Below are 21,243 nucleotides of genomic sequence, written 5' to 3' on the forward strand. Positions count from 1 at the left end.
ACGAATGTCTGCGATGACACGCTCCGGCACGGGAGAGGGATAGAGGATGATTGTGCGCGAGTCGTGGTGTTAGTTCTTGGTGTCAAAAAGTATTTGTAGATACTATTCATTACCCTTCGCACGTTCCCACGAACCCGCCGTCATCCTAAAACAGTTGAAAATTAGGTCAATGAAAAAAGGTCTTCCACACGGAAGACCTTTCCTTCAAGATTGTTCTGCCAAGAAGGCGAGCAACGCCGCCTCATCCCACACTTCGATGCCGAGCGACTCGGCTTTCGTCAGTTTCGAGCCAGCCTTCTCGCCGGCGACGAGGAGATCGGTGTTCTTGCTGACGCTGCCCGTGACGCTCGCACCAAGCAATTCGAGCTGCTTACCGGCTTCTCCGCGCGTCATCTCATGCAGTTTCCCGGTCAAAACGACCGTCTTTCCGGCGAGCGGCGCATCAGCGTCAGCGACCGGTCGTTTCGTACCTTTGAACGTCAGGTTGACACCTGCCGCGCCGAGGTCACGGACGAGGTCACGAGCTTCCGGCTTCTCAAAGTATAAGACGATCGATTCAGCCATCTTCGTACCGATACCATCGATTGACGTCAAGTCGTCGATCGAGGCCTCCATGACCGCTTCCATCGTCTCGAACCGTTCCGCAATCAACGCGGCCGCTTTTTGTCCGACGAGGCGGATACCGAGCGCGAACAAGACGCGCTCGAGCGAGTTCTGTTTCGACTGCTCAATCGCCGCGAGCAAGTTCGTCACCGACGTTTCGCCCATCCGGTCGAGCTCGAGGAGCGCGTCCCGGTCGAGACGGTACAGGTCGGCCACGTTATGAACGAGCCCGGACGCGTGGAGTTGTGTGATTACTTTCTCGCCGAGCCCATCGATGTTCATCGCCGGGCGTGACACGAAATGAATCAGCCCTTCGAGCAGTTGGGCCGGGCATTCGGGATTGACGCAGCGGTGGTCCGCCTCTCCTTCTAAACGCACGAGTTCAGATTCACAGGCCGGGCAATGCGTCGGGAAGACGATTTCTGTCTCCTCCCCGGTACGCTCACTGACGAGCGCCGAGACGACGGCCGGGATGACGTCCCCGGCTTTCTTGATGACGACACGGTCTCCGATGTGGAGGTCCTTCTCTACAATGAAGTCCTCGTTGTGGAGCGTCGCATACGTCACGGTCGATCCCGCGACCGAGACCGGTGCGAACCGTGCGCGTGGCGTGACTTTCCCGGTCCGCCCGACACTGAAGTCGACGTCTTCAATCGTCGTCACGACTTCCTCGGCTGGGAACTTATAGGCGACGGCCCAACGCGGACTCTTCGCCGTGAAGCCGAGCTGTTCTTGTTCTTCGTAGGCTGCGACTTTGATGACGATACCGTCAATCTCATACGGCAGTTCGGACCGCTTCGTCACATACGTTTCAATATAGTCCCATAACTCATCGGCCGTATGACACGTCGTGTACTCTTGGCTGACGGCGATGCCGAGACGGCGCAAATATTCGAGCGACTCGTCATGCGAGGCGACGAGGTCGTCCGTCGAGACGAGCCCGTAGGCGAAGAACGCCAAGTTCCGCGACGCCGCGATTTTCGAGTCGAGCTGTCGGAGCGAACCTGCCGCCGCATTGCGCGGGTTGGCGAATAAAGGTTCCCCAAGACGTTCTCGCTCGTCATTCAAATGTTCGAACGACCGTTTCGGCATATATGCCTCACCGCGCACCTCGAACGTGACGTCCTCGTTCAACCGAAGCGGAATCGAGCGGATCGTCTTCAAGTTTTGCGTGATGTCTTCTCCGGTCGTCCCGTCACCGCGCGTCGCGCCACGGACGAGCCGACCGTCTTCGTATTTCAATGACACGGCGAGACCGTCGAACTTGAGCTCGGCGACGAAGAGCGGACTGTAGCCGAGATCTTTCTCGATGCGTTCGACCCATTCGACGAGCTCTTCTTTAGAGAAGACGTTGCCGAGTGATAGCATCGGCGTGTCATGCGTCACTTTGACGAACGCGTCGAGCGGGGCGCCGCCGACACGTTGCGTCGGCGAATCCGGACTCCGGAGTTCCGGATAGTCCGTCTCGATTTCAATCAATTCGTTCATGAGACGGTCGTATTCCGCATCCGGGACGCTCGGTCGGTCGAGCACATAATATTCATACCCGTATTGATTTAACTTTTGACGAATCGCTTCAACGCGTTCTGCCATCTCCATATAATCACCTCACGCTTTTTCGATTGGGGCAAACTTGGCGAGTAGGCGCTTGATGCCAACGGCCGGGAAGGCGATATCGAGTTCGAGCTGGTCGCCTTCGCCACGAGTCTGTACGACCGTGCCTTGTCCCCATTTTTTATGATTGGCCTTATCCCCGACGTTCCAACCGATTGATTCGGCGCCGGACGACTGGGCGAGTTTTGGTTTCGGTTTCGAACTGAAGCCGTTCACCGGAAGTTTCCCTGGTGACTCGACCGGATTCCATGGCATCGGCTTCTTCGCTTTGCCCGAACGCTCCAAGAGCGTCTCTGGCAACTCGTGCAAGAAGCGCGACTCCGGGTTGTTTTGGAAACGCCCGTACAACATGCGCGACTGGGCCCGCGTCAAATAGAGACGTTTCTCAGCCCGTGTGATCCCGACGTAGGCGAGGCGACGTTCTTCTTCCATCTCTTCCGGATCGTTCAAGGCACGGCTGTGTGGGAACAGCCCTTCTTCCATCCCAATCAAGAAGACGACTGGGAACTCGAGCCCTTTGGCCGAGTGGAGCGTCATGAGCGTCACTTGGTGCAACTCGTCGACTTCTTCGAGCGAATCGAGGTCCGAGACGAGCGTCAAGTCGGTCAGGAAAGCGACGAGCGTTTGTTCATCGCTCTCTTTCTCGAAGTTTTGCGCGACCGAGAGGAACTCTTGCAAGTTCTCGAGGCGGCTCTCGGCTTCAAGCGTCTTCTCGATTTTGAGCATCTCTTCGTAGCCTGACTTCTTCAGTACTTCTTCAATCAATTCGGAAATCGACAAGTAGTCGGCCATTTGACGCAAATCGACCATCAATTGACGGAACTCGGCAAGCTTCGTCGCTGTGCGTGGGGCAATGCCCGACAGCTCGATGTCACGAATCGCTTCCATGAGCGACACACCTTGCATCCCGGCGAAGTCGCCGAGCTTATCGACCGTCGCGGCGCCGATGCCGCGCTTCGGTTCGTTGACGACACGGACGAAGGAGATGTCCTCGTCCGGGTTGGCGATCAAGCGCAAATACGCCAAGATGTCTTTGATTTCTTTTCGTTCATAGAACTTTGTCCCGCCGACCATCTTATACGGGATGTTCGACTTGAGAAGCATCTCTTCAAGTCCACGCGATTGAGCGTTCGTCCGATACAGAACGGCCATTTCGCCGTAATCGACACCCTCTTGGCGGAGTTCTTTCATCTGATTGATGATAAAGAACGCTTCATCCCGGTCATCTGAGGCGACGTGAAGGAGCAGTTTCTCCCCTTCGACGTTCTCGGTCCATAGCTTCTTATCTTTTCGGCTCGAGTTGTTTTGAATGACACCGTTCGCCGCTTCCAAAATCCGTTTCGTCGACCGATAGTTTTGTTCGAGCAAGATGACGTGCGCACTCGGGTAATCTTTCTCAAACGTCAAGATATTGGCGATATCGGCCCCGCGCCAGCGATAGATCGACTGGTCCGAGTCACCGACGACACACAAGTTCTCATGCGCTTGCGCGAGCAGTTTAACGAGCGTATATTGGGCCCGGTTCGTATCTTGATACTCGTCGACGTGGATGTATTGGAACTTCTTCTGATAAAACGCGAGCACGTCCGGCGCTTCTTGGAACAGCTGAATCGCCTTCATGATCAAGTCATCAAAGTCGAGCACGTTGTTTTGCTTCAACTTTTTCTCATACGCCGTATAGACGTCCGAGATGACTTTCTCGTATGGGTTGTTACCGACGAGTCCAGCCGCGTCTTGCGGCGTGCGGAGCTCGTTCTTATGGTTCGAGATCATGCCGAGGAGCGTCCGCGGCTCATATTTTTTCGGGTCAAGGTTCAGCTCTTTGAGCACTTGCTTGATTGCCGTCAACTGATCGGATGAGTCGAGAATCGAGAAGTTCCGGTCATAGCGGATGCGATCGATGTCGCGGCGCAAAATCCGGACGCACATCGAGTGGAACGTCGAAATCCAAATATCGTCCGCGACACCGCCGACGAGGCGGGCGATCCGGTCTTTCATCTCACGGGCCGCTTTATTCGTGAACGTAATCGCGAGAATGTTCCACGGCGCGATCTGTTTCGACGCCATCAAGTACGCGACGCGATGCGTCAAGACACGTGTTTTCCCAGACCCCGCCCCGGCCATGATGAGCAACGGGCCGTCCGTATATTTGACCGCCTCCGCTTGCGGAGGGTTCATGCCTTTGACTAGTTCTTCACTCAAGTTATACATAATCGTTTCCTTTCTCTATCCAAACATTTGTTCTTATTTTATCGGAGTGCTGCGACAGTCGCAAGCGCTCCTTCGAAATTGTCATAAATCACATTGCCGACGACGATCGTATCCACATGTTCTGCCATCATTCGGGCCGACTCATATCCGGTGATACCGCCCCCATAAAACAGATGGGCGTCCGGCACGGCCAGCCGTAATTCTTGGACGAGTTCGACCGACCCGAACGTGCCGCTATACTCCACGTAAAGCGAAGGCAAGCGGAACAAGCGATGACCGGCTTCTGCGTAAGCGATCGCCTCTTCGACGGAAATGTCGGTTTTCGCCTCGGTCACACGGGCCACTTTCGCGTCCGGGTTCAAGACGATATAGCCTTGTCCGGTCACCTGGTCATGAAACAAGTGGCCGTGTCGTTCAAACGCCTTCACTTGATGACCGATGAGCCAGTCGACAGTTCCTGCATTCAGGACGGTCGGAATAAAATAGTGATCGAAGCCGCGAACCACTTGCTCGGGATGGCTCATCTCGAGCGCGAGCGGGATGCCGCACCCTTCGAGACGAGTGTAGAGCGCGAACGTGTTCTCCGCATCGACCCCGTCCGTCCCTCCGATGAGGAAAGCGTCCGTGCCCGAACGGATGAGCGCCACGAGCGCCGAATCATCGAGCGGTTTATTCGGATCTAGTTTAAACACGTGGCGCCACGATTGAAAATCCATTCGGCTTCCCTCCCCTTCGATACCTTCTCTAGTGTAGCGATTTTTCCCGTCGCTTGCATCTGTTGAACAAAAAAAGACTTGCCGAGGCAAGTCTCAAGCACGTCTCGCGTGCGTCTTTTGTTCGCGTCCCGTCATCCATTTGGCGACGACGAGTGCGAACAATCCGTACACCGGGATGAACCAGAGCGGGTTGGCCAAAAAGAAGCCGAGCACTGGAATCTCAAGTAACGGTGAATCGGGCGAACAGAGCGCCGTTCCGTTCACGACCGCGATGAACGGCAAGACCGGGACGGCGAACACGTAACCAAAATTGATCCAAAAAGCCTTCATGATCTGAGCTCCTTAGCCTAAGATGATTGATTCTTTCGGATAGTTGTACATCCGTTTCGGCTGTCTCCGCTGCAAAATCAAGATGAAGGCGATGACACCGATTCGACCGATGAACATTAAAATCGTGAGTACCCATTTTCCAACGTTACTGAACTCTGCCGACAGACCGACCGACAAACCGGTCGTCCCGAACGCCGAGCACGCCTCGAACAAGATGCGGGTGAGCGATGCGTGTTCAAAGAAAGTGAGCACCATGACCCCGGTGAGCAGGACGGCGAGTGATACCGTGATGATGACGAACGCTTTCCAAATATCCTCGAGCACGATCTCGCGTCCGAAGATTTTGATGGACGAGTCCCCGCGAATGAATGCGATGACCCCGAGCACGGCGACGGCGAACGTCGTCGTCCGAATCCCTCCACCGACCGAGGACGGGGACGCCCCGATGAACATCAGAATCGACAAGAGCAACATACTGCCTTCTGAGAACAAGTTGACGTCGACCGTCGACAAGCCGCCGTTTCGCGTCGTCACGGACTGGAACAAGGAATCCGAGAGCGCGAGCCAGAGCGGTAATTCTTTGAAGGCGTTATTGTATTCAAATAGAAACAAGCCGACGGTCCCGACCGCAATCAAGATGAAAAACGTCGATACCGTCAATTTCGTAAACAACGAGAAGCGGCGCGGGAAATTCTCGCGTTTTCGCATAATGCGGTTCGTCAAATATGTGCGAATCTCGACGAGGACCGGGAAACCGATGGCACCACCGGTCATGAGCGCGATTTGCGTAAAGATGACGAACGGGTCTTCCCGGAACGGTGCGAGCGAACTGCCGGTGATATCGAACCCGGCGTTCGTCGTCGCACTGATTGAGCCGAACAGGCCTTGCAGGAACGCTTCGTTGGCCGTATCAAAGTAATTTAAGTAATGGACCCCAAGCAACACCGCACCGATCGCTTCAATCGTGATAACGGTGATGACAATCTCAGTGATATATTTGATAATCCCTGCCATCGACGTCTGGTTCTGGTCCCGTAAAATCAGCTGCCGCTCGCGAAAGCCAATCCGCTTCCCGAGCAAGATCCACATGATGACGTGCAAACTGATCAGACCGACCCCGCTCACTTGAACGATGAACAGGATGATGAACAGCCCGAACGTCGAAAACGTATCCGTCACGACGATTGGCGTCAAGCCGGTGACACTGACACAGCTGACCGCGAAAAAGACGAGATCGGTGAACGTGATGGTGACGCCCGGTTGTCGCGCAATCGGTAAAGCGAGCAAAATGACGGCCAACACGACCGCCGCGCTATAAATCAACACGAGTGTCTGGACCGGTGTCAACTTCCGAAAGAACAGCTGTAAATTTCGCTTCATAAAATTGTCTTGCATCTCGCCCCTCCTCTCCCATCAAAAACAAGATGACTCTTACGAGTCACCTTCTGATTGTTGTAGACGTTCAAGGGCAAGATCATAGCCGCCTGACCCGTAGTTCAAGCAACGCTTGACGCGGGAAATCGTGGCCGTCGAAGCTCCTGTCGCTTCTTCAATTTTATGGTACGTGCTACCTTCACGAATTTGGCGGGCCACTTCTAGCCGTTGGGCGAGCGCCTGCACTTCGTTCACGGTCGCTAAATCTTCAAATAGTTGATAACAATCTTCGAGTGTATCGAGCTTCAAAATCGCCTCAAACAGCTGATCGAGCTCTCGTCCTCGTAATTTATCGAGTTGCATCCGCAAGCATCCTCTCTCATCGTACTTCTTTATCATTCTAAAGCACGACCGGCTCGGACTCAACTGTTCATCGCAAAATTGCCGGAAATAGTATTTGTTTCTTCATCACTTCGTAAATTCCGAGCGGTGTGGCCCGCACATATGGCAAGTGCGTCGACGCCAAGAACAAGAGCGTATAGATTGGGTCTTCAAACTTGTAACCACGCGTGAGCAGCTCGGACCGCAACCCTTCTTCCTGGACAATCAACTGTTCAATCGGCTCCTTCGACGTCATGCCACAGAGCGGGAGCGGAATTTCCGCGATAATCTCACCACGGTCGACGAGGACGATACCGCCGCCGAGCTGTTTCATCCGTTCGAACGCCGTCAGCATGTCTTGTTTACATTTCCCTAAGATTAAGTAGTCGCCACTAATCGAATACGAGCTGACGAGCCCGCCAAAGTCGTGGGCGAATCCTTTCAGTACCGTATTGAGTCGCCATTTTCCTTCTTTATCGAGCAGCATGAGGAACGACTCGTCCCCGTCACGTGGCAATTCGTCTTGACCGGTGTCGTGCGAGATTTTGAACAGTTTCATGATGACCGAGTTGACCATATCGAGCCCGACAGGCATGCTGAACGACAGATCGTTCGGCGTCAGTTCGATGTCGACGTCCGTCGACGGCATGAGCGCGAGCGCCGCATCGACGAGCTCGTTCGGGAACAACGATGCCCCGTCCCGGTAAATCCATTGCCCTTTGGCGATGACGGCGGACGGGCGCGGCTCGTCGATCGCATCAAGAATATTGAGATGGGCGATGCGTCCCGGCGCAATCGAACCGAGGATGTGATCGAGCCCAAAGTGTCGCGCCACGTTCAATGACACGATGCGGTACGCCTCAATCGGCGGCAATCCGGCCTCAATCATGATCTTGATAAGCGCGTCTTGCAGCCCGTCTTGATAAAATCCTGGCGTCGACCCGTCTGTCGTGACCATCACATGATCGAACGCCTCGAGTCCGGCGTCGAGCAGACCACGGATGAGTCCCGGAAGGTCAGGACGAATCGAAGAATGACGGAGTGTCGTCGTATAGCCGTGTTCGAGCCGGCAGAGCGCTTCTTCGGCCGCCATCGCTTCATGGTCGCTGTGAACACCCATCAGCGCCATCTTCGTCAACGTCTTCGCCGAGGCACCCGGGAAATGTCCTTCGACCGGGAGCCCGCACGTCTCCGCGTCGAGCATCCACTGCAACATCTCGTCATCGCCTTTTAACGTGCGCGGCCATGCCGTCAATTCACCGGCCATGATGACGTCCGGATGATTGAACCAGTCGTGAATCCGCTCGGAATCGACAAGGACACTGTCCCGGTCGAGCTCGGTCTGTGTATCGAGACGCGCCCACCAATATGTGCTCGTCGGAAGCTGTTGGATCGCATCGAGTTGCGCAAACGCTTGCTCCTTATTTTGTAAAAAAAGAAGCATGTTGTCATTCACGAGCGTCGTCGTCCCCCGCTCGCCTGCATACTTCGACAGCGTCGCCGGATTATAAAGTTGGAATGGATGCGCATGTGGCTCGATATAGCCAGGCACGATATATTTTCCGGATACGTCCACCGTCTCGACGGCCGCTTTCGGTACATCTGGCCCGACATAGACGATCCGGTCATGCTCGATCCAAATATTTGCTTGTTTCCACTGCTTCACGTACATGTTCAAGTACGTGGCATTCGTCAATACGAGCGAAGGTGGCCTGACTTGGCTCACGACTTCTAGTTGTGACCGAATCATCGCTTTAGACCACGGTGCCCGCGCCGATCGTTTTGTTGGCATCGAACCCAATCCTCCCTTAATCGCCTCGCCATTATTATCAGACAATAATTTTGTAAGCGTTTTCTTTCATCTGTTTCAAGTTTACATTTTCTATGAAAGGGTCGCAAGTTATGTTGCTAATTGTAACGGAATTCACATGAAATTCACACAAATAAAGACACCTCCCGCAGGAAGTGTCTTCACCAGTCATACATCGTGACCGTTTTCTTCAAGTAATGCTCAAGTTGTGCCAGCGGAACCGGTTTGCTGTAATGGTAACCTTGGATGAGCGAACTGCTATGTTCGAGCACGAACGCGAGCTGCTCCGGACGCTCCACACCTTCCGTGACGATATCGAGACCGAGTGTATGGAACGTTTGATATAACCCTTCAAGCAAGGCCCGGTCGAACGTGTTCTCGGGAATCCCTTTGACAAAGTTTTGATCGATTTTAATAATATCGAGTTGAAGCGACTGCAAGAACGAGAGCGACGATGTCCCGACACCAAAGTCATCGAGCGAGATTTTGACGCCGATCGCTTTGAGCGCGTGAATGAACTGCTGAAGCTCATACAGATTCCCGCCGACCTCACTCTCGGTGATTTCGACATGAAGGAGATGAGGGTCAAATCCCGTTTCGGTCAGCACGTGTTCCAATGAAGCTAAAAACGACCCGTCGGCGATTTGGCGTTTCGATACGTTGATCGAGAGGAACAAGTGATGTCGTTCCACATGATCCTTCATCTCCGTGACCGCCTGTACGAGCACCCAGCGTCCCAAGTCCGAGATAAGGCCGAGCTGCTCGGCCACTGGGATGAACAGGCCAGGGGAAATCTGACCTTTGCCCGGATGATTCCAGCGAATGAGCGCCTCGACTCCCCGTACTGCAAACGGCCGTGGCGATACGATCGGCTGATAATACAGTTCAAACTCATCATGTTCGAGGGCATGGCGCAAATCGCGTTCCATCTCGAGCGTCTGCAAATAATGGCTCCCGTCCTCGATTTCTTGGAACGTCAAGACACGGTTCTTCCCTGACAGTTTCGCTTCGTGAATGACCACGTCGAGCCGCCCCATCATGACCTCATACGTGTGTTGCGGCTCGGCATAGGTGAACACATCGATGCCGATTGTCGCCGCCATCCCTTTCACACCGTTGACATGGGCCCAGTCCTTCAAGTCTTTCGTCAAGTGCCGGGCGACCGGTTGGAGCTGGTCAAGTGTCCAGCCCGGATGGACGAGCATGAACTCATCGGCACCGATGCGAGCGACGAACCCGTCTTCTTTATAGAAGTTGAGCCGTGAGGCGAGATAGATGAGAACAGAATCACCCGTCCGATGTCCGTATTGGTCGTTGATCCGGCGGAAGTCATCCAAATCCAATCCGAGCACTCCGATCCGTTCCTGCTTTCCACGCACGGTCGAGAAATAATCTTCTAGCGCGAGCCGGTTCGGAAGAAGCGTCAATGCGTCTCGGAACGCCCGGTCGATCACTTCGGCGCGCGTATCTTCGAGTGCCGCGAGCACCTCGTTCATACTCGTCGCCATCTGTTCGATTTCGTCGTGGCTGTGCGCGTCCCGACTGAGGCGGAGTCGGCTGTCCCGCTCAAGTGTGATGATCTTCAACTCACTCACGATCTCCATCAGCCGCCGAATCACGACCCGGTGAATCGTCCATAACAAAGAGAAGAACAGACCGAACCCGAGGATGACGAGCGCGAACATGCCGAGCCGCAACATCGTGACCGTATTTTCGTAGTGCGTTTGCGCGACGGTGAAACCAACTTCATAATCCGCTTGCTGAAACACCGTGTCGAGTGGGATCACCACATCGGTCCCGTCCGTCCCGCTCTTGATGATTGTCTCTTCTAGACGAGCCGGCTGAATTGTCAATGGTATCTTCGTCTGGGCACTTATATCTGCCATGACCGTCGAATCGACGAATTCGAGCATGATGAGCGTTCCTTGTCGTGGTCCACTACTGTCACTTCGTAGAATCGGATGGCTGACATATAACATCGGGCCAAAATCACTCGCGTATATGCCGTTCTGTGCATCGCTCCGATTGGTCAAGCGAGAGGTAACCGCCCGGATGATCGCTTGTTGGTCGGCTTTCGACAAAGACATGTCTGTCGAACGAAACGCCGAGTAGAAAGCTTCCCCCTCGCTGTCCAAATAGACGATAGCGTTGACGCTCAAGTTCTCGAGCGACTGTTCACTGATGTTACTTTGGATATAAGCGGCATTTCGTCGCTGCACGAACGTGTACGTATCATTCCAGACAGCCCAGTCGATGAGTGTGCGTTCGAGTGTGCTCTTCCGATTGGCGAGCGTCTCAGATACGCTCGCGATTTGACTCTCGACCGTTTGACGATCTTGCTCCATGCTTTTCTCGATGAAATATGGTCGTACCCCAAAAAAGATGACACCGACAAACACAATTATATTCACGGCCACCGCAATCATGAGCTTCGTCCGAATGCGCACGTCGACCACCTTCTTCCTTCAATCTACTCCATTATTGTAGAGCAGGAAGTACGGATTCCCTTCTTTTCGCATGAAAAAAAGGACGGGTTGACCCATCCTTTAAAAAATCTGAGCCAACGCCCGCCCTCCGATATCACGCCGGTAAAACGTCTGTGGCAAATCAAGTTGTTCGAGTGCCGTATAGACGGCCGTCTTCGCTTCAAGCAACGTCGGTTTCGTCGACGTGAGGACGAACAATCGCCCCCCGTTACCGATGATGTGGGTCCCGTCCCGGGTCGTCCCCGCATGGAACACGAGCACATCATCTCGTAAGTCACCGAAGCCTGACAGTATCTGCCCGGTCGTCGCTCGATCAGGATAGCCTTCTGCCGCGACGACGACTCCAATCGTATAGCCTTCTACCCATTCAATCGGATACAGTTTTTGGTCCACGACCGCCTCGATGACGCCGAGGAGAGGAGATGCCAAGTTCGGGAGAATGACCTCGGTCTCGGGATCGCCAAATCGAGCGTTGAACTCGATCACTTTCGGGCCATCCGCCGTCAAGATGAGGCCCGCATACAAGAACCCTTCAAACGGGGTGCCCCGCTCGACCATCGTCCGCGCCAGCGGGAAGAGCACACGTTCGACCGCCTCTTGATACACAGCATCATCCAAGTGAGGCATCGGACTGTAGGCGCCCATACCGCCCGTGTTCGGTCCTGCGTCTCCGTCATAGGCACGCTTATGATCTTGTGACGTGATCATTGGGATAACGTGCTCCCCAGAGACGAACGCCATGAGCGAAAACTCTTCTCCATCCAAAAACTCTTCGATGACGACACGTGATTGGTCACCGAATTTATCGGTATCGAAAATGTCATGGATGGCTGCTCTCGCCTCTTCAAGTGTGAACGCGACGGTCACCCCTTTACCGGCGGCGAGTCCGTCCGCTTTGACGACGAGCGGTGCTTCGAGTTGATCGATCTGTCGAAGCGCTGACTCGGCGTCGGTGAACGTGTCGTACCCTGCGGTCGGGATATTGGCTTCGCGCATCACTTCTTTCGCAAACGCTTTACTGCCTTCAAGCAACGCCGCCGCCTTCGTCGGTCCGAAGATTTTTTGTCCATGAGCTTGAAACACATCGACGACACCGGCCATGAGGGCCGACTCTGGACCAACAATCGTCCAGTCAACCGCCTCGCGCTTCGCAAACTCGACGAGGCCAGAGACATCTGTCTCTTCGATTGGTACACACGTCACGTCGCCCATATTAAGATTACCTGGAGCGACGAACACCTCATGTCCGTCTTGTCTCAACTTCCAAGCGAGCGCGTGCTCACGCCCGCCGCGTCCAATGACGAGTACGTTCATCTTATCGCTCCTCTCAATGTTTGAAGTGTCGAACTGACGTGAACACCATCGTGATGCCGTGACGGTTCGCCGCTTCAATCGACTCCTCGTCACGAATTGATCCGCCTGGTTGAATGATGGCCGTAATCCCGGCTGCGGCCGCAGCCTCGACCGTGTCCCCCATCGGGAAGAACGCATCGCTACCGAGAGCGGCCCCTTGAGCACGTTCCCCTGCTTGTTCGAATGCGATTTTCGCCGCGCCGACGCGGTTCATCTGTCCCGCACCGATGCCGATCGTCGTCTCGTCTTTGGCGACGACGATGGCGTTTGATTTCACGTGTTTAACGACACGCCACGCAAGTTTCAAGTCTTCCCATTCAGACGCCGTCGGACGACGGTCCGTCACGATTTGGCATGACGCATCATCGAGTGTGACGTCGTCCCCATCTTGTACGAGTAGACCGCCCGCGACAGCTGTCAAGCGCATCCCTGTCATCTGGCCCATATCGAGCGTCAATAACCGAAGATTCTTTTTCTCTTTCAATCGGTCAAGTGCTGCCTCGCTAAAGGATGGCGCGATAATGATTTCTAGGAAGATGTTACGGAGGGCCTCTGCCGTTTCCACATCGACTTCACGGTTCAAGGCGACGATGCCCCCAAAAATCGAGACCGGATCGGCCGCATGGGCTCTTGAGAACGCTTGGCTGATTGTCTGTCCGACAGCGACACCACATGGGTTCATATGTTTGACGACGACCGCTGCCGGCTCCGTCAATTCGCTGAGCGCCTCGAGCGCCGCGTTCGTATCTTGGATATTGTTATATGAGAGTTCTTTGCCATGGAGCTGCTTCGCGTTCGCGAGCGTCATCCCGTGATAGAGCGGCGTCTTATAAAACGCTGCCTGCTGGTGCGGGTTTTCCCCGTAACGGAGGTCTTGTACTTTTTCATACGTGACCGTGAGCTGTTCCGGGAACGTCTCGCCGATCTGCCGCCCTAAATAGTCGGCAATCAAGGCGTCATACGCCGCCGTGTGACGGAACGCTTTTGTGGCAAGACGTTGACGTGTTTCGAACGTCGTCCCGCCGGCACGAACCGCTTCGGCCACATGACCGTAGTCGGCCGGGTCAACGACGACCGTCACGCTGGCATGGTTTTTCGCGGCCGAACGGAGCATGCTCGGTCCGCCGATATCGATATTCTCAATCGCTTCATCATACGTCGCGTTCTCTTTCGCAATCGTTTCTTTGAACGGATACAAGTTGACGACGACATAGTCGATTGGCTCGATGTCGTGGTCTTTCATCTGTTCGACGTGCGAATCTAAATCGCGGCGTCCGAGAAGTCCGCCATGTACGAGCGGATGGAGCGTCTTCACGCGACCGTCGAGCATCTCTGGGAACGATGTCACTTCCGAGATATTTTTTACGGGAAGACCGGCCGCGATGAGCGCCGCTTCCGTCCCGCCTGTCGAAATGAGTTCGATGCCCGCTTCATGCAACGCCTGCGCGAGCTCGACGATTCCTGTTTTATCTGACACACTCAGTAATGCTCTCACTTGAAAACCTCCTGTTGGATAAACACTTGTTGTAGTACGTGCGGATAGAGCTGATGCTCGACCGCTTGGATGCGTCTTGCCGCTTCGGCCGCATCACAGCCTGCGATGGCGACGTCTTGTTGGGCGATGATTGGTCCCGTATCCATCCCGGCATCGACGTAATGAACGGTGACACCGCTCGTCGGCACGTTCGCCGCGAGCGCCTGACCGATGGCGTCTTTTCCAGGGAACGCCGGTAAGAGCGATGGATGGATGTTGATAATACGGTTCGGATATGCTGACAGCAATACGTCCCCAATCAACCGCATATACCCGGCCAAGACGATATAGTCGGCGCCGAACGTCTGTAACAAGACGAGAATCTCTTGTTCGAATTCCGCTTTTGACGCATATGCCTTCGGTTCGAACGAGAAGCTCGCGATGTTGAACCGATCCGCCCGCTCGAGTACTTTCGCTTCTGGTTTGTCCGTGACGAGCAGGACACATTCCCCTGACAAGTCGCCTCGGTCGATGGCTTGCCAAATCGCTTCGGCGTTGCTACCGGACCCGGAGGCGAAGATGGCAAACTTTTTCACTGGTCGACCCCCATGATGCGGACGCCCGGTTTGGCATCAACTTTCCCGATACGGTGCGACGTCTCTCCGGCGCGTTCGAGTGCGGCTTCGACGACTTCGACATCTTCAGGCCGGACCGTGATCATGAAGCCGATGCCCATATTGAATACGTTGAACATCTCTTGTTTCGAGACGTGCCCGACTTGCTCGAGCCAGTCGAACACGGGCAGGCTCGGCCAATTCGAGGCATCGAATGTGACACCGAGGCCTTCCGGCAGCATGCGTGGCACGTTCTCGTAAAAACCGCCGCCCGTGATGTGGGCCATGCCTTGGACACGCCCCGTCGCGATGGCCGCTTTCGCAGCCTCGGAATAGATGCGTGTCGGCAACAAAAGGGCGTTCCCGAGCGTCGTATCGAGCATGGCGATCTCATCAGTGTAGGCGAGCCCTTGCGACTCGACGATATGGCGGACGAGCGAGAATCCGTTCGAATGGACACCTGATGATGCTAAACCTAGGACGATGTCCCCCGCTTCGATTGTCCGTCCATCGATCAGTGCTTCCTTCTCGACGACACCGACGGCGAATCCAGCGATATCGTACTCGCCGTCCGGATACATACCCGGCATCTCGGCCGTCTCGCCTCCGACGAGGGCACAGCCCGCTTGGACGCAACCTTCGGCGACCCCTGCGACGATGCGCTCAAGTTTGGCCGGTTCTGCCTTGCCGGTCGCGATATAGTCTAAGAAATAAAGCGGTTCGGCCCCGTGGACGAGACAGTCGTTGACACACATCGCCACACAGTCAATTCCAATCGTATCATGTTGGTCGAGCGCGAACGCGAGTTTGAGTTTCGTGCCGACCCCATCCGTTCCGCTGACGAGAATCGGATGTTTCAACTGCATCGAGCCGAGGTCGATCATCGCCCCAAAACTGCCGAGCCCGGTCATCACTTCTGGACGCATCGTCCGTGCAACGTGACGCTTCATGCGTGATACTGCTTCATAGCCTGCTTCTAAATTCACACCCGCTTGTTCATATCTTAAACTCATCGTCAGTCCCCCTCAAGCTTTTGTCTCTGTTACAAGTTCCGCCAGTTCAGTTGGATAAAGTCCGGTGAAGCAAGCGGCACACTGCCCGCGCAAGTTCCCTTCGAACGGTCGGTCGATCGCTTCGACCGTTCCGTCCAATGTGAGGAACGCCAGTGAATCGGCCCCAATCTCTTCTTTAATCTCTTCGATGGATTTGGTGGCCGCAATCAACTCTTCCTTTGATGATGTATCGATGCCGTAATAGCACGGATGCTTGATTGGTGGTGACGTGATGCGAACATGCACCTCGGTCGCCCCGGCTTCACGGAGCAACTTGACGATGCGTCTGCTCGTCGTACCGCGGACGATCGAATCGTCGACCATGATGACCCGTTTTCCGTTCACGACGCCTCGAAGCGCCGACAGCTTCATCTTGACACCGCGCTCCCGTAGTTCTTGCGACGGCTGAATGAACGTCCGGCCAACATAGCGGTTTTTAATGAGTCCCATCTCGTACGGAATCCCGCTCGCCTCGGCGTAACCGATGGCCGCCGAAATGCTCGAGTCCGGGACGCCGGTGACGACGTCCGCTTCGACCGGTGCCTCGTCGAACATCTTCTTCCCCATCGCCTTACGGGCCGTATGCACGTTGACGCCATCGATGATCGAGTCCGGCCGCGAGAAGTAGATGTATTCCATTGAACACATCGCGCGGACCGAGGCCTCGCTGTACCGCTCCGACACGATCCCGTCTTGCGTGATCATAAGGAGTTCCCCTGGCTCGACATCGCGTACGTACGTCGCCCCCACGACGTCAAACGCACATGTCTCTGAGGCGAATACGTAGGCTCCGTCCTCGGTCTGGCCGAGCGAGAGCGGGCGCAAGCCGTGAACGTCGACGCCGACGTAGAGCGCGTCTTCCGTCAAGAAGAGGAAGGCGAATGCGCCGACGAGACGGGCCAAGCTATCTGCAATCCGCTCTTTCATCGAGTTGCCGCGGCTTCGTTTAATCAAGTGGGCGACGACTTCCGTATCGGACGTCGTCTGAAAAATCGCACCTTCCGCTTCGAGCATATGTTTCAACTCGTTGGCGTTGACGAGGTTACCGTTATGCGCCATCGCCAAGTCGCCCGTAAGCGACTTGAAGTGGAGCGGTTGGACGTTCTCGAGCGTGTTGCCGCCTGCCGTCGAATAACGGACATGACCGATGGCGTGATGCCCGGTCAATGCGTCGAGCGACGGTTCGTCGAACACTTCAGCGACGAGGCCAAGCCCGCGTTTGGCGTGCAAGCGCTCGCCGTCAGCCGTGACGATGCCTGTCCCTTCTTGTCCCCGGTGTTGCAGGCTGTGGAGGCCGTAGTAGGCGAGGTGTGACGCTTCGTGGTGATTAAAAACCCCGAATACCCCGCACTCCTCGTTCATGCCTCGGATGTCATATAACATGGAATAGCTCCTTCCCATACCCGTTCAAGTTCCGTGACATCCATTTCGATGAGGCGGTCGCTCGCACGGACCGTCAATTGTGGCGTGTCCGTCACCTGTCCGATGCGTGTCGCCTTCGTCAACTTCGCGAACGCATCAGCCTGATGTGGCGCGACTGTGACGAGGAACCGTGACTGTGATTCGCTGAAAAGTGTCGTCACGAGATCTGCGTCGACTGTGACATCTGCGCCGAAGCCCGTGCCGAACACGAGCTCAGGGAGTGCCGCGGCGAGTCCGCCTTCCGATACGTCGTGGGCCGCTGTGACAAGACCTTCCCGAATCGCCGTAAGCAATACTTGTTGCTGACGGCTCTCTGTCTCGAGGTCAAGCATCGGCGCCTGTCCGCTCACTTTACCGTCTTGCAGCATTTGGAGCGCACTACCGCCGAATTCTGGTTTCGTCTCCCCGAGTAGGAAGATGATGTCGCCTGCTGCTTTCGCGAACGACGTCGTGATATGTTCCGGCTTGTCAATCAAGCCGACCATGCCGACGACCGGCGTCGGATAAATCGCCGTCCCGTTCGACTCATTGTAAAGCGAGACGTTTCCACCGATGACCGGTGTATCGAGGGCACGGCACGCTTCGGCCATCCCTTCGACAGCTTGGTCGAGCTGCCAGAAGCCTTCTGGTTTGTCCGGGCTACCGAAGTTCAAGCAGTCGGTGAGAGCGAGTGGTGTGGCGCCGCTGGCGACGATGTTGCGCGCTGCCTCTGCGACCGCAATCGCACCACCGACACGTGGGTCGAGGTACACGTACTTGGCGTTGCAGTCCGTCGTCATCGCGAGTGCTTTGTCTGTATCGCGAATCCGGATGACAGCCGCATCACTTCCTGGCGCGACGACAGTTGACGTTTGGACCATATGGTCGTATTGCTCATACACCCAACGTTTCGAGGCAATCGTCGGCATGGCGAGTACGTCTTTCCATGTCGTGAGTACGTCCGTGACGACCGGTTGGACCGGTGCCATCGCTTGGAACGTCTCATAGTATGCCGGTACTTTTGACGGCTTATGGTAGACCGGTGCGTCTTCTGCGAGCGCGTCGACTGGTACTTCGGCTGCGACTTCCCCGTGATGGAGCAGACGGAGCACTTTGTCTTCGATGACTTCACCGACTTTGATCGCATGAAGTCCCCACTTCGTGACGATCGCTTCGATCTCATCTTCATGTCCTGCCTTGACGACGAGAAGCATCCGCTCTTGTGACTCCGACAACATCATCTCGTAAGGCGTCATGTCAGCCTCGCGTTGTGGGACGAGGTCGAGATTCATCTCGATGCCCATGCCTGCCTTCGATGCCATTTCGGCCGAAGACGACGTGAGACCAGCCGCTCCCATGTCTTGGATCCCGACGAGGGCCGGGTGCTTGATGACTTCCAAACACGCCTCAATCAACAGTTTCTCCATGAACGGGTCACCGACTTGGACGGCCGGGCGTTTTTCGTCCGCGTCCTCACCGAGTTCTTCCGAGGCGAACGTCGCTCCGTGAATGCCGTCGCGTCCTGTCGTCGCCCCGACATACATCACTGAGTTACCGACGCCTTCGGCAATCCCTTTTTGAATGTCTTCATGGCGGATGAGCCCGACACACATCGCGTTGACGAGCGGGTTACCCGCATAGGCCGGATCAAACGCGACTTCCCCACCTACCGTCGGGATACCGACGCAGTTGCCGTATCCGGCGATGCCTGAGACGACATGACCGAAGAGATGTTTCACACGTGATTCGTTCAAATCTCCGAAGCGGAGCGAGTTAAGGAGTGCGACCGGTCGCGCGCCCATCGAGAAGATGTCACGGATAATCCCGCCGACACCTGTCGCCGCACCTTGGTACGGCTCAATCGCCGACGGATGGTTATGGCTCTCGATTTTGAAAGCGACGGCCTGGCCATCGCCGATATCGACGATGCCAGCACCTTCCCCAGGTCCTTGAAGGACGTGTTTCCCAGTGGTCGGGAATTTCCGGAGGACAGGCTTCGAGTTTTTGTACGAACAGTGTTCAGACCACATGACCGAGAATAACCCAATCTCGGTGTAGTTCGGCTCACGACCGAGCAGTGAGACGACGAGCGCGTATTCCTCATCGGTCAATCCCATCGTGGCGTAAAGTCGCTCTTCACGGATGTGTGTTGCTGTCGGTTCAGTTGTAAGTAGCATGTCGAGTCCCCCATTTCACCATCGAAGTGAATAATCGTTTGCCGTCTTCCCCGCCGAGCAATGCTTCGACCGCTCGCTCCGGGTGCGGCATCATTCCGAGTACGTTGCCTTGTGCGTTCGTGATCCCTGCAATATTCGCGACCGATCCATTCGGGTTGTCGGTATATGTGAAGGCGATCTGCCCATTGCTACGAAGCGTCTCAAGCGTCGCCTCGTCACAGTAGTAGTTGCCTTCCCCGTGCGCGATCGGGACTTGGATCGTTTCCCCGAGTGCATAATCGTTCGTGAACATCGTCTCGTTCGTCTCGACTTTCAATTCGACCGTCTTGCACATGAACTTCAAATCACGGTTACGCATCAATACGCCCGGTAGGAGTCCCGCTTCGACGAGCACTTGGAAACCGTTGCAGACGCCGAGTACCGGACGCCCTTCTTCTGCGAACCGTTTGACTTCACTCATAATTGGTGAGAACTGGGCGATGGCGCCACAGCGCAAGTAATCCCCATATGAGAATCCGCCTGGCAGTAACACACCGTCGTAACCGTCAAGCGACGTTTCCGTATGGAACACATAGTCCGCTTCTTCGCCGAGGACATCTTTTACAGCGTGATACATGTCGAGGTCACAGTTTGATCCCGGGAAGACGATGACAGCGAATTTCATGCGAGTACCCCCATCTCGATTCGATAGTTCTCGATGACCGTGTTGACGAGCAACTTCTCACACATGTCACGCACCATCGCTTCGGTCGTCTCTTCTGCCACTTGAAGCTCGATCACTTTCCCGATGCGTACTGATTCAACGCCTGTAAAGCCGAGATGTTCGAGTCCGCCTTTGACGGCGACGCCTTGTGGATCGAGTACACTTTCACGTAATGTCACGTACACGTTTATTTTTTTCATCAGTTCATTCCCCCTATGCGTGTTAACAACTGGCTATACGTGTCTGTCAGAGATCCGAGGTCTCTGCGGAAAACATCTTTATCGAGCTTTTGTTTCGTCTCTTTGTCCCAAAGCCGGCACGTGTCTGGTGAAATCTCGTCGGCAAGGATAATCGTGCCGTCGACTTTACCGAACTCGAGTTTGAAATCGATCAAATCAATGCCATGGTCATTGAAGAAATCGAGCAATACATCGTTGACCCATAGGCCGAGTTGTCGCAATGTTTCGACTTCTTTGTGTGTAGCGACTTGCAGTAAACGGATATGGTCCTCTGTTAAGAGTGGATCTCCGAGTGCGTCATCTTTATAGTAGAACTCGACGATTGGTGACAGGAGCGGTGTCCCTTCTTCCCAACCGAGTCGTTTCGCAAGGCTTCCGGCGGCAATGTTACGCACGACGACCTCAAGCGGAATGATGTCGACACGGCGCACGAGCTGCTCGCGATCCGATAGTCGCTTAATGAAATGCGTCGGAATCTTGTTATCGTGCATGAGTTCGAACAAGCGCGTCGTGATAGCATTGTTTAACACGCCTTTGCCGGCGATTGATTCTTTCTTCTCCCCGTTAAATGCTGTCGCGTCGTCTTTATAATAAACGCGGAGCACACCCTGTTCTTCAGTCTCAAATAACGCTTTCGCTTTACCTTCGTAAATTGCTTCCATCTGTATCGTCCCCCTTAAAAGTGAGAGGGGCATGACGCCCCTC

Annotated in this window: 17 protein-coding genes; all 17 read right to left on the bottom strand. The window is 55.0% G+C overall.

Features of this window, described 5'->3' with window-relative positions:
* Positions 1-204: 204 nt before the first annotated feature.
* Complete coding sequence (gene ligA / locus FED52_RS12000) at positions 205-2,202, bottom strand: NAD-dependent DNA ligase LigA (protein ID WP_138860014.1); 1,998 nt, start codon at positions 2,200-2,202, stop codon at positions 205-207.
* A 9-nt stretch (positions 2,203-2,211) separates the two neighbouring features.
* Positions 2,212-4,428 (bottom strand): DNA helicase PcrA, encoded by a 2,217-nt coding sequence (gene pcrA / locus FED52_RS12005; protein WP_138860015.1) that lies wholly within the window; start codon positions 4,426-4,428, stop codon positions 2,212-2,214.
* 38 nt (positions 4,429-4,466) lie between these two features.
* On the bottom strand, positions 4,467-5,144 hold the full coding sequence (locus FED52_RS12010) for a geranylgeranylglyceryl/heptaprenylglyceryl phosphate synthase (protein ID WP_138860016.1): 678 nt from the start codon (positions 5,142-5,144) through the stop codon (positions 4,467-4,469).
* Between the two features lie 93 nt (positions 5,145-5,237).
* A complete protein-coding gene (locus FED52_RS12015) occupies positions 5,238-5,474 on the bottom strand; it encodes a hypothetical protein (RefSeq protein ID WP_138860017.1) in 237 nt (78 codons plus the stop codon).
* Between the two features lie 12 nt (positions 5,475-5,486).
* A complete protein-coding gene (locus tag FED52_RS12020) occupies positions 5,487-6,869 on the bottom strand; it encodes a TrkH family potassium uptake protein (protein ID WP_138860018.1) in 1,383 nt (460 codons plus the stop codon).
* A 36-nt stretch (positions 6,870-6,905) separates the two neighbouring features.
* Positions 6,906-7,211, bottom strand: coding sequence for a YerC/YecD family TrpR-related protein (locus FED52_RS12025; protein WP_034781303.1), 306 nt, complete (start codon positions 7,209-7,211; stop codon positions 6,906-6,908).
* A 67-nt stretch (positions 7,212-7,278) separates the two neighbouring features.
* On the bottom strand, positions 7,279-9,021 hold the full coding sequence (locus FED52_RS12030; RefSeq protein WP_138860019.1) for an adenine deaminase C-terminal domain-containing protein: 1,743 nt from the start codon (positions 9,019-9,021) through the stop codon (positions 7,279-7,281).
* Positions 9,022-9,200: 179 nt separating this feature from the next.
* The gene (locus tag FED52_RS12035) at positions 9,201-11,486 is read right to left on the bottom strand and encodes a putative bifunctional diguanylate cyclase/phosphodiesterase (protein WP_240731266.1); all 2,286 of its coding nucleotides are present in this window, start codon (positions 11,484-11,486) and stop codon (positions 9,201-9,203) included.
* Between the two features lie 99 nt (positions 11,487-11,585).
* Positions 11,586-12,839 (bottom strand): phosphoribosylamine--glycine ligase, encoded by a 1,254-nt coding sequence (purD, locus tag FED52_RS12040; protein WP_138860021.1) that lies wholly within the window; start codon positions 12,837-12,839, stop codon positions 11,586-11,588.
* Between the two features lie 13 nt (positions 12,840-12,852).
* Positions 12,853-14,373, bottom strand: coding sequence for a bifunctional phosphoribosylaminoimidazolecarboxamide formyltransferase/IMP cyclohydrolase (purH, locus tag FED52_RS12045; protein WP_138860022.1), 1,521 nt, complete (start codon positions 14,371-14,373; stop codon positions 12,853-12,855).
* Entirely contained in the window at positions 14,370-14,948 is a 579-nt protein-coding gene (purN, locus tag FED52_RS12050; protein WP_138860023.1) for a phosphoribosylglycinamide formyltransferase, read from the bottom strand. Before purN ends, purH begins: the two co-directional genes overlap by 4 nt.
* Complete coding sequence (purM, locus tag FED52_RS12055) at positions 14,945-15,979, bottom strand: phosphoribosylformylglycinamidine cyclo-ligase (RefSeq protein ID WP_138860024.1); 1,035 nt, start codon at positions 15,977-15,979, stop codon at positions 14,945-14,947. The genes purN and purM overlap by 4 nt, the downstream gene beginning before the upstream one ends.
* Before the next feature lie 12 nt (positions 15,980-15,991).
* Positions 15,992-17,401 (bottom strand): amidophosphoribosyltransferase, encoded by a 1,410-nt coding sequence (gene purF / locus FED52_RS12060; protein WP_058765678.1) that lies wholly within the window; start codon positions 17,399-17,401, stop codon positions 15,992-15,994.
* Positions 17,377-19,596, bottom strand: a complete 2,220-nt coding sequence (purL, locus tag FED52_RS12065; protein ID WP_138860025.1) for a phosphoribosylformylglycinamidine synthase subunit PurL — start codon at positions 19,594-19,596, stop codon at positions 17,377-17,379. The genes purF and purL overlap by 25 nt, the downstream gene beginning before the upstream one ends.
* Entirely contained in the window at positions 19,580-20,260 is a 681-nt protein-coding gene (gene purQ, locus FED52_RS12070; RefSeq protein WP_034781324.1) for a phosphoribosylformylglycinamidine synthase subunit PurQ, read from the bottom strand. Before purQ ends, purL begins: the two co-directional genes overlap by 17 nt.
* A complete protein-coding gene (purS, locus tag FED52_RS12075; RefSeq protein WP_138860026.1) occupies positions 20,257-20,499 on the bottom strand; it encodes a phosphoribosylformylglycinamidine synthase subunit PurS in 243 nt (80 codons plus the stop codon). The genes purQ and purS overlap by 4 nt, the downstream gene beginning before the upstream one ends.
* Entirely contained in the window at positions 20,499-21,200 is a 702-nt protein-coding gene (gene purC, locus FED52_RS12080) for a phosphoribosylaminoimidazolesuccinocarboxamide synthase (protein WP_138860027.1), read from the bottom strand. Before purC ends, purS begins: the two co-directional genes overlap by 1 nt.
* Between the last annotated feature and the right edge of the window lie 43 nt (positions 21,201-21,243).

This window comes from Exiguobacterium mexicanum, from assembly GCF_005960665.1.
Taxonomy (GTDB): Bacteria; Bacillota; Bacilli; order Exiguobacteriales; family Exiguobacteriaceae; genus Exiguobacterium; species Exiguobacterium mexicanum_A.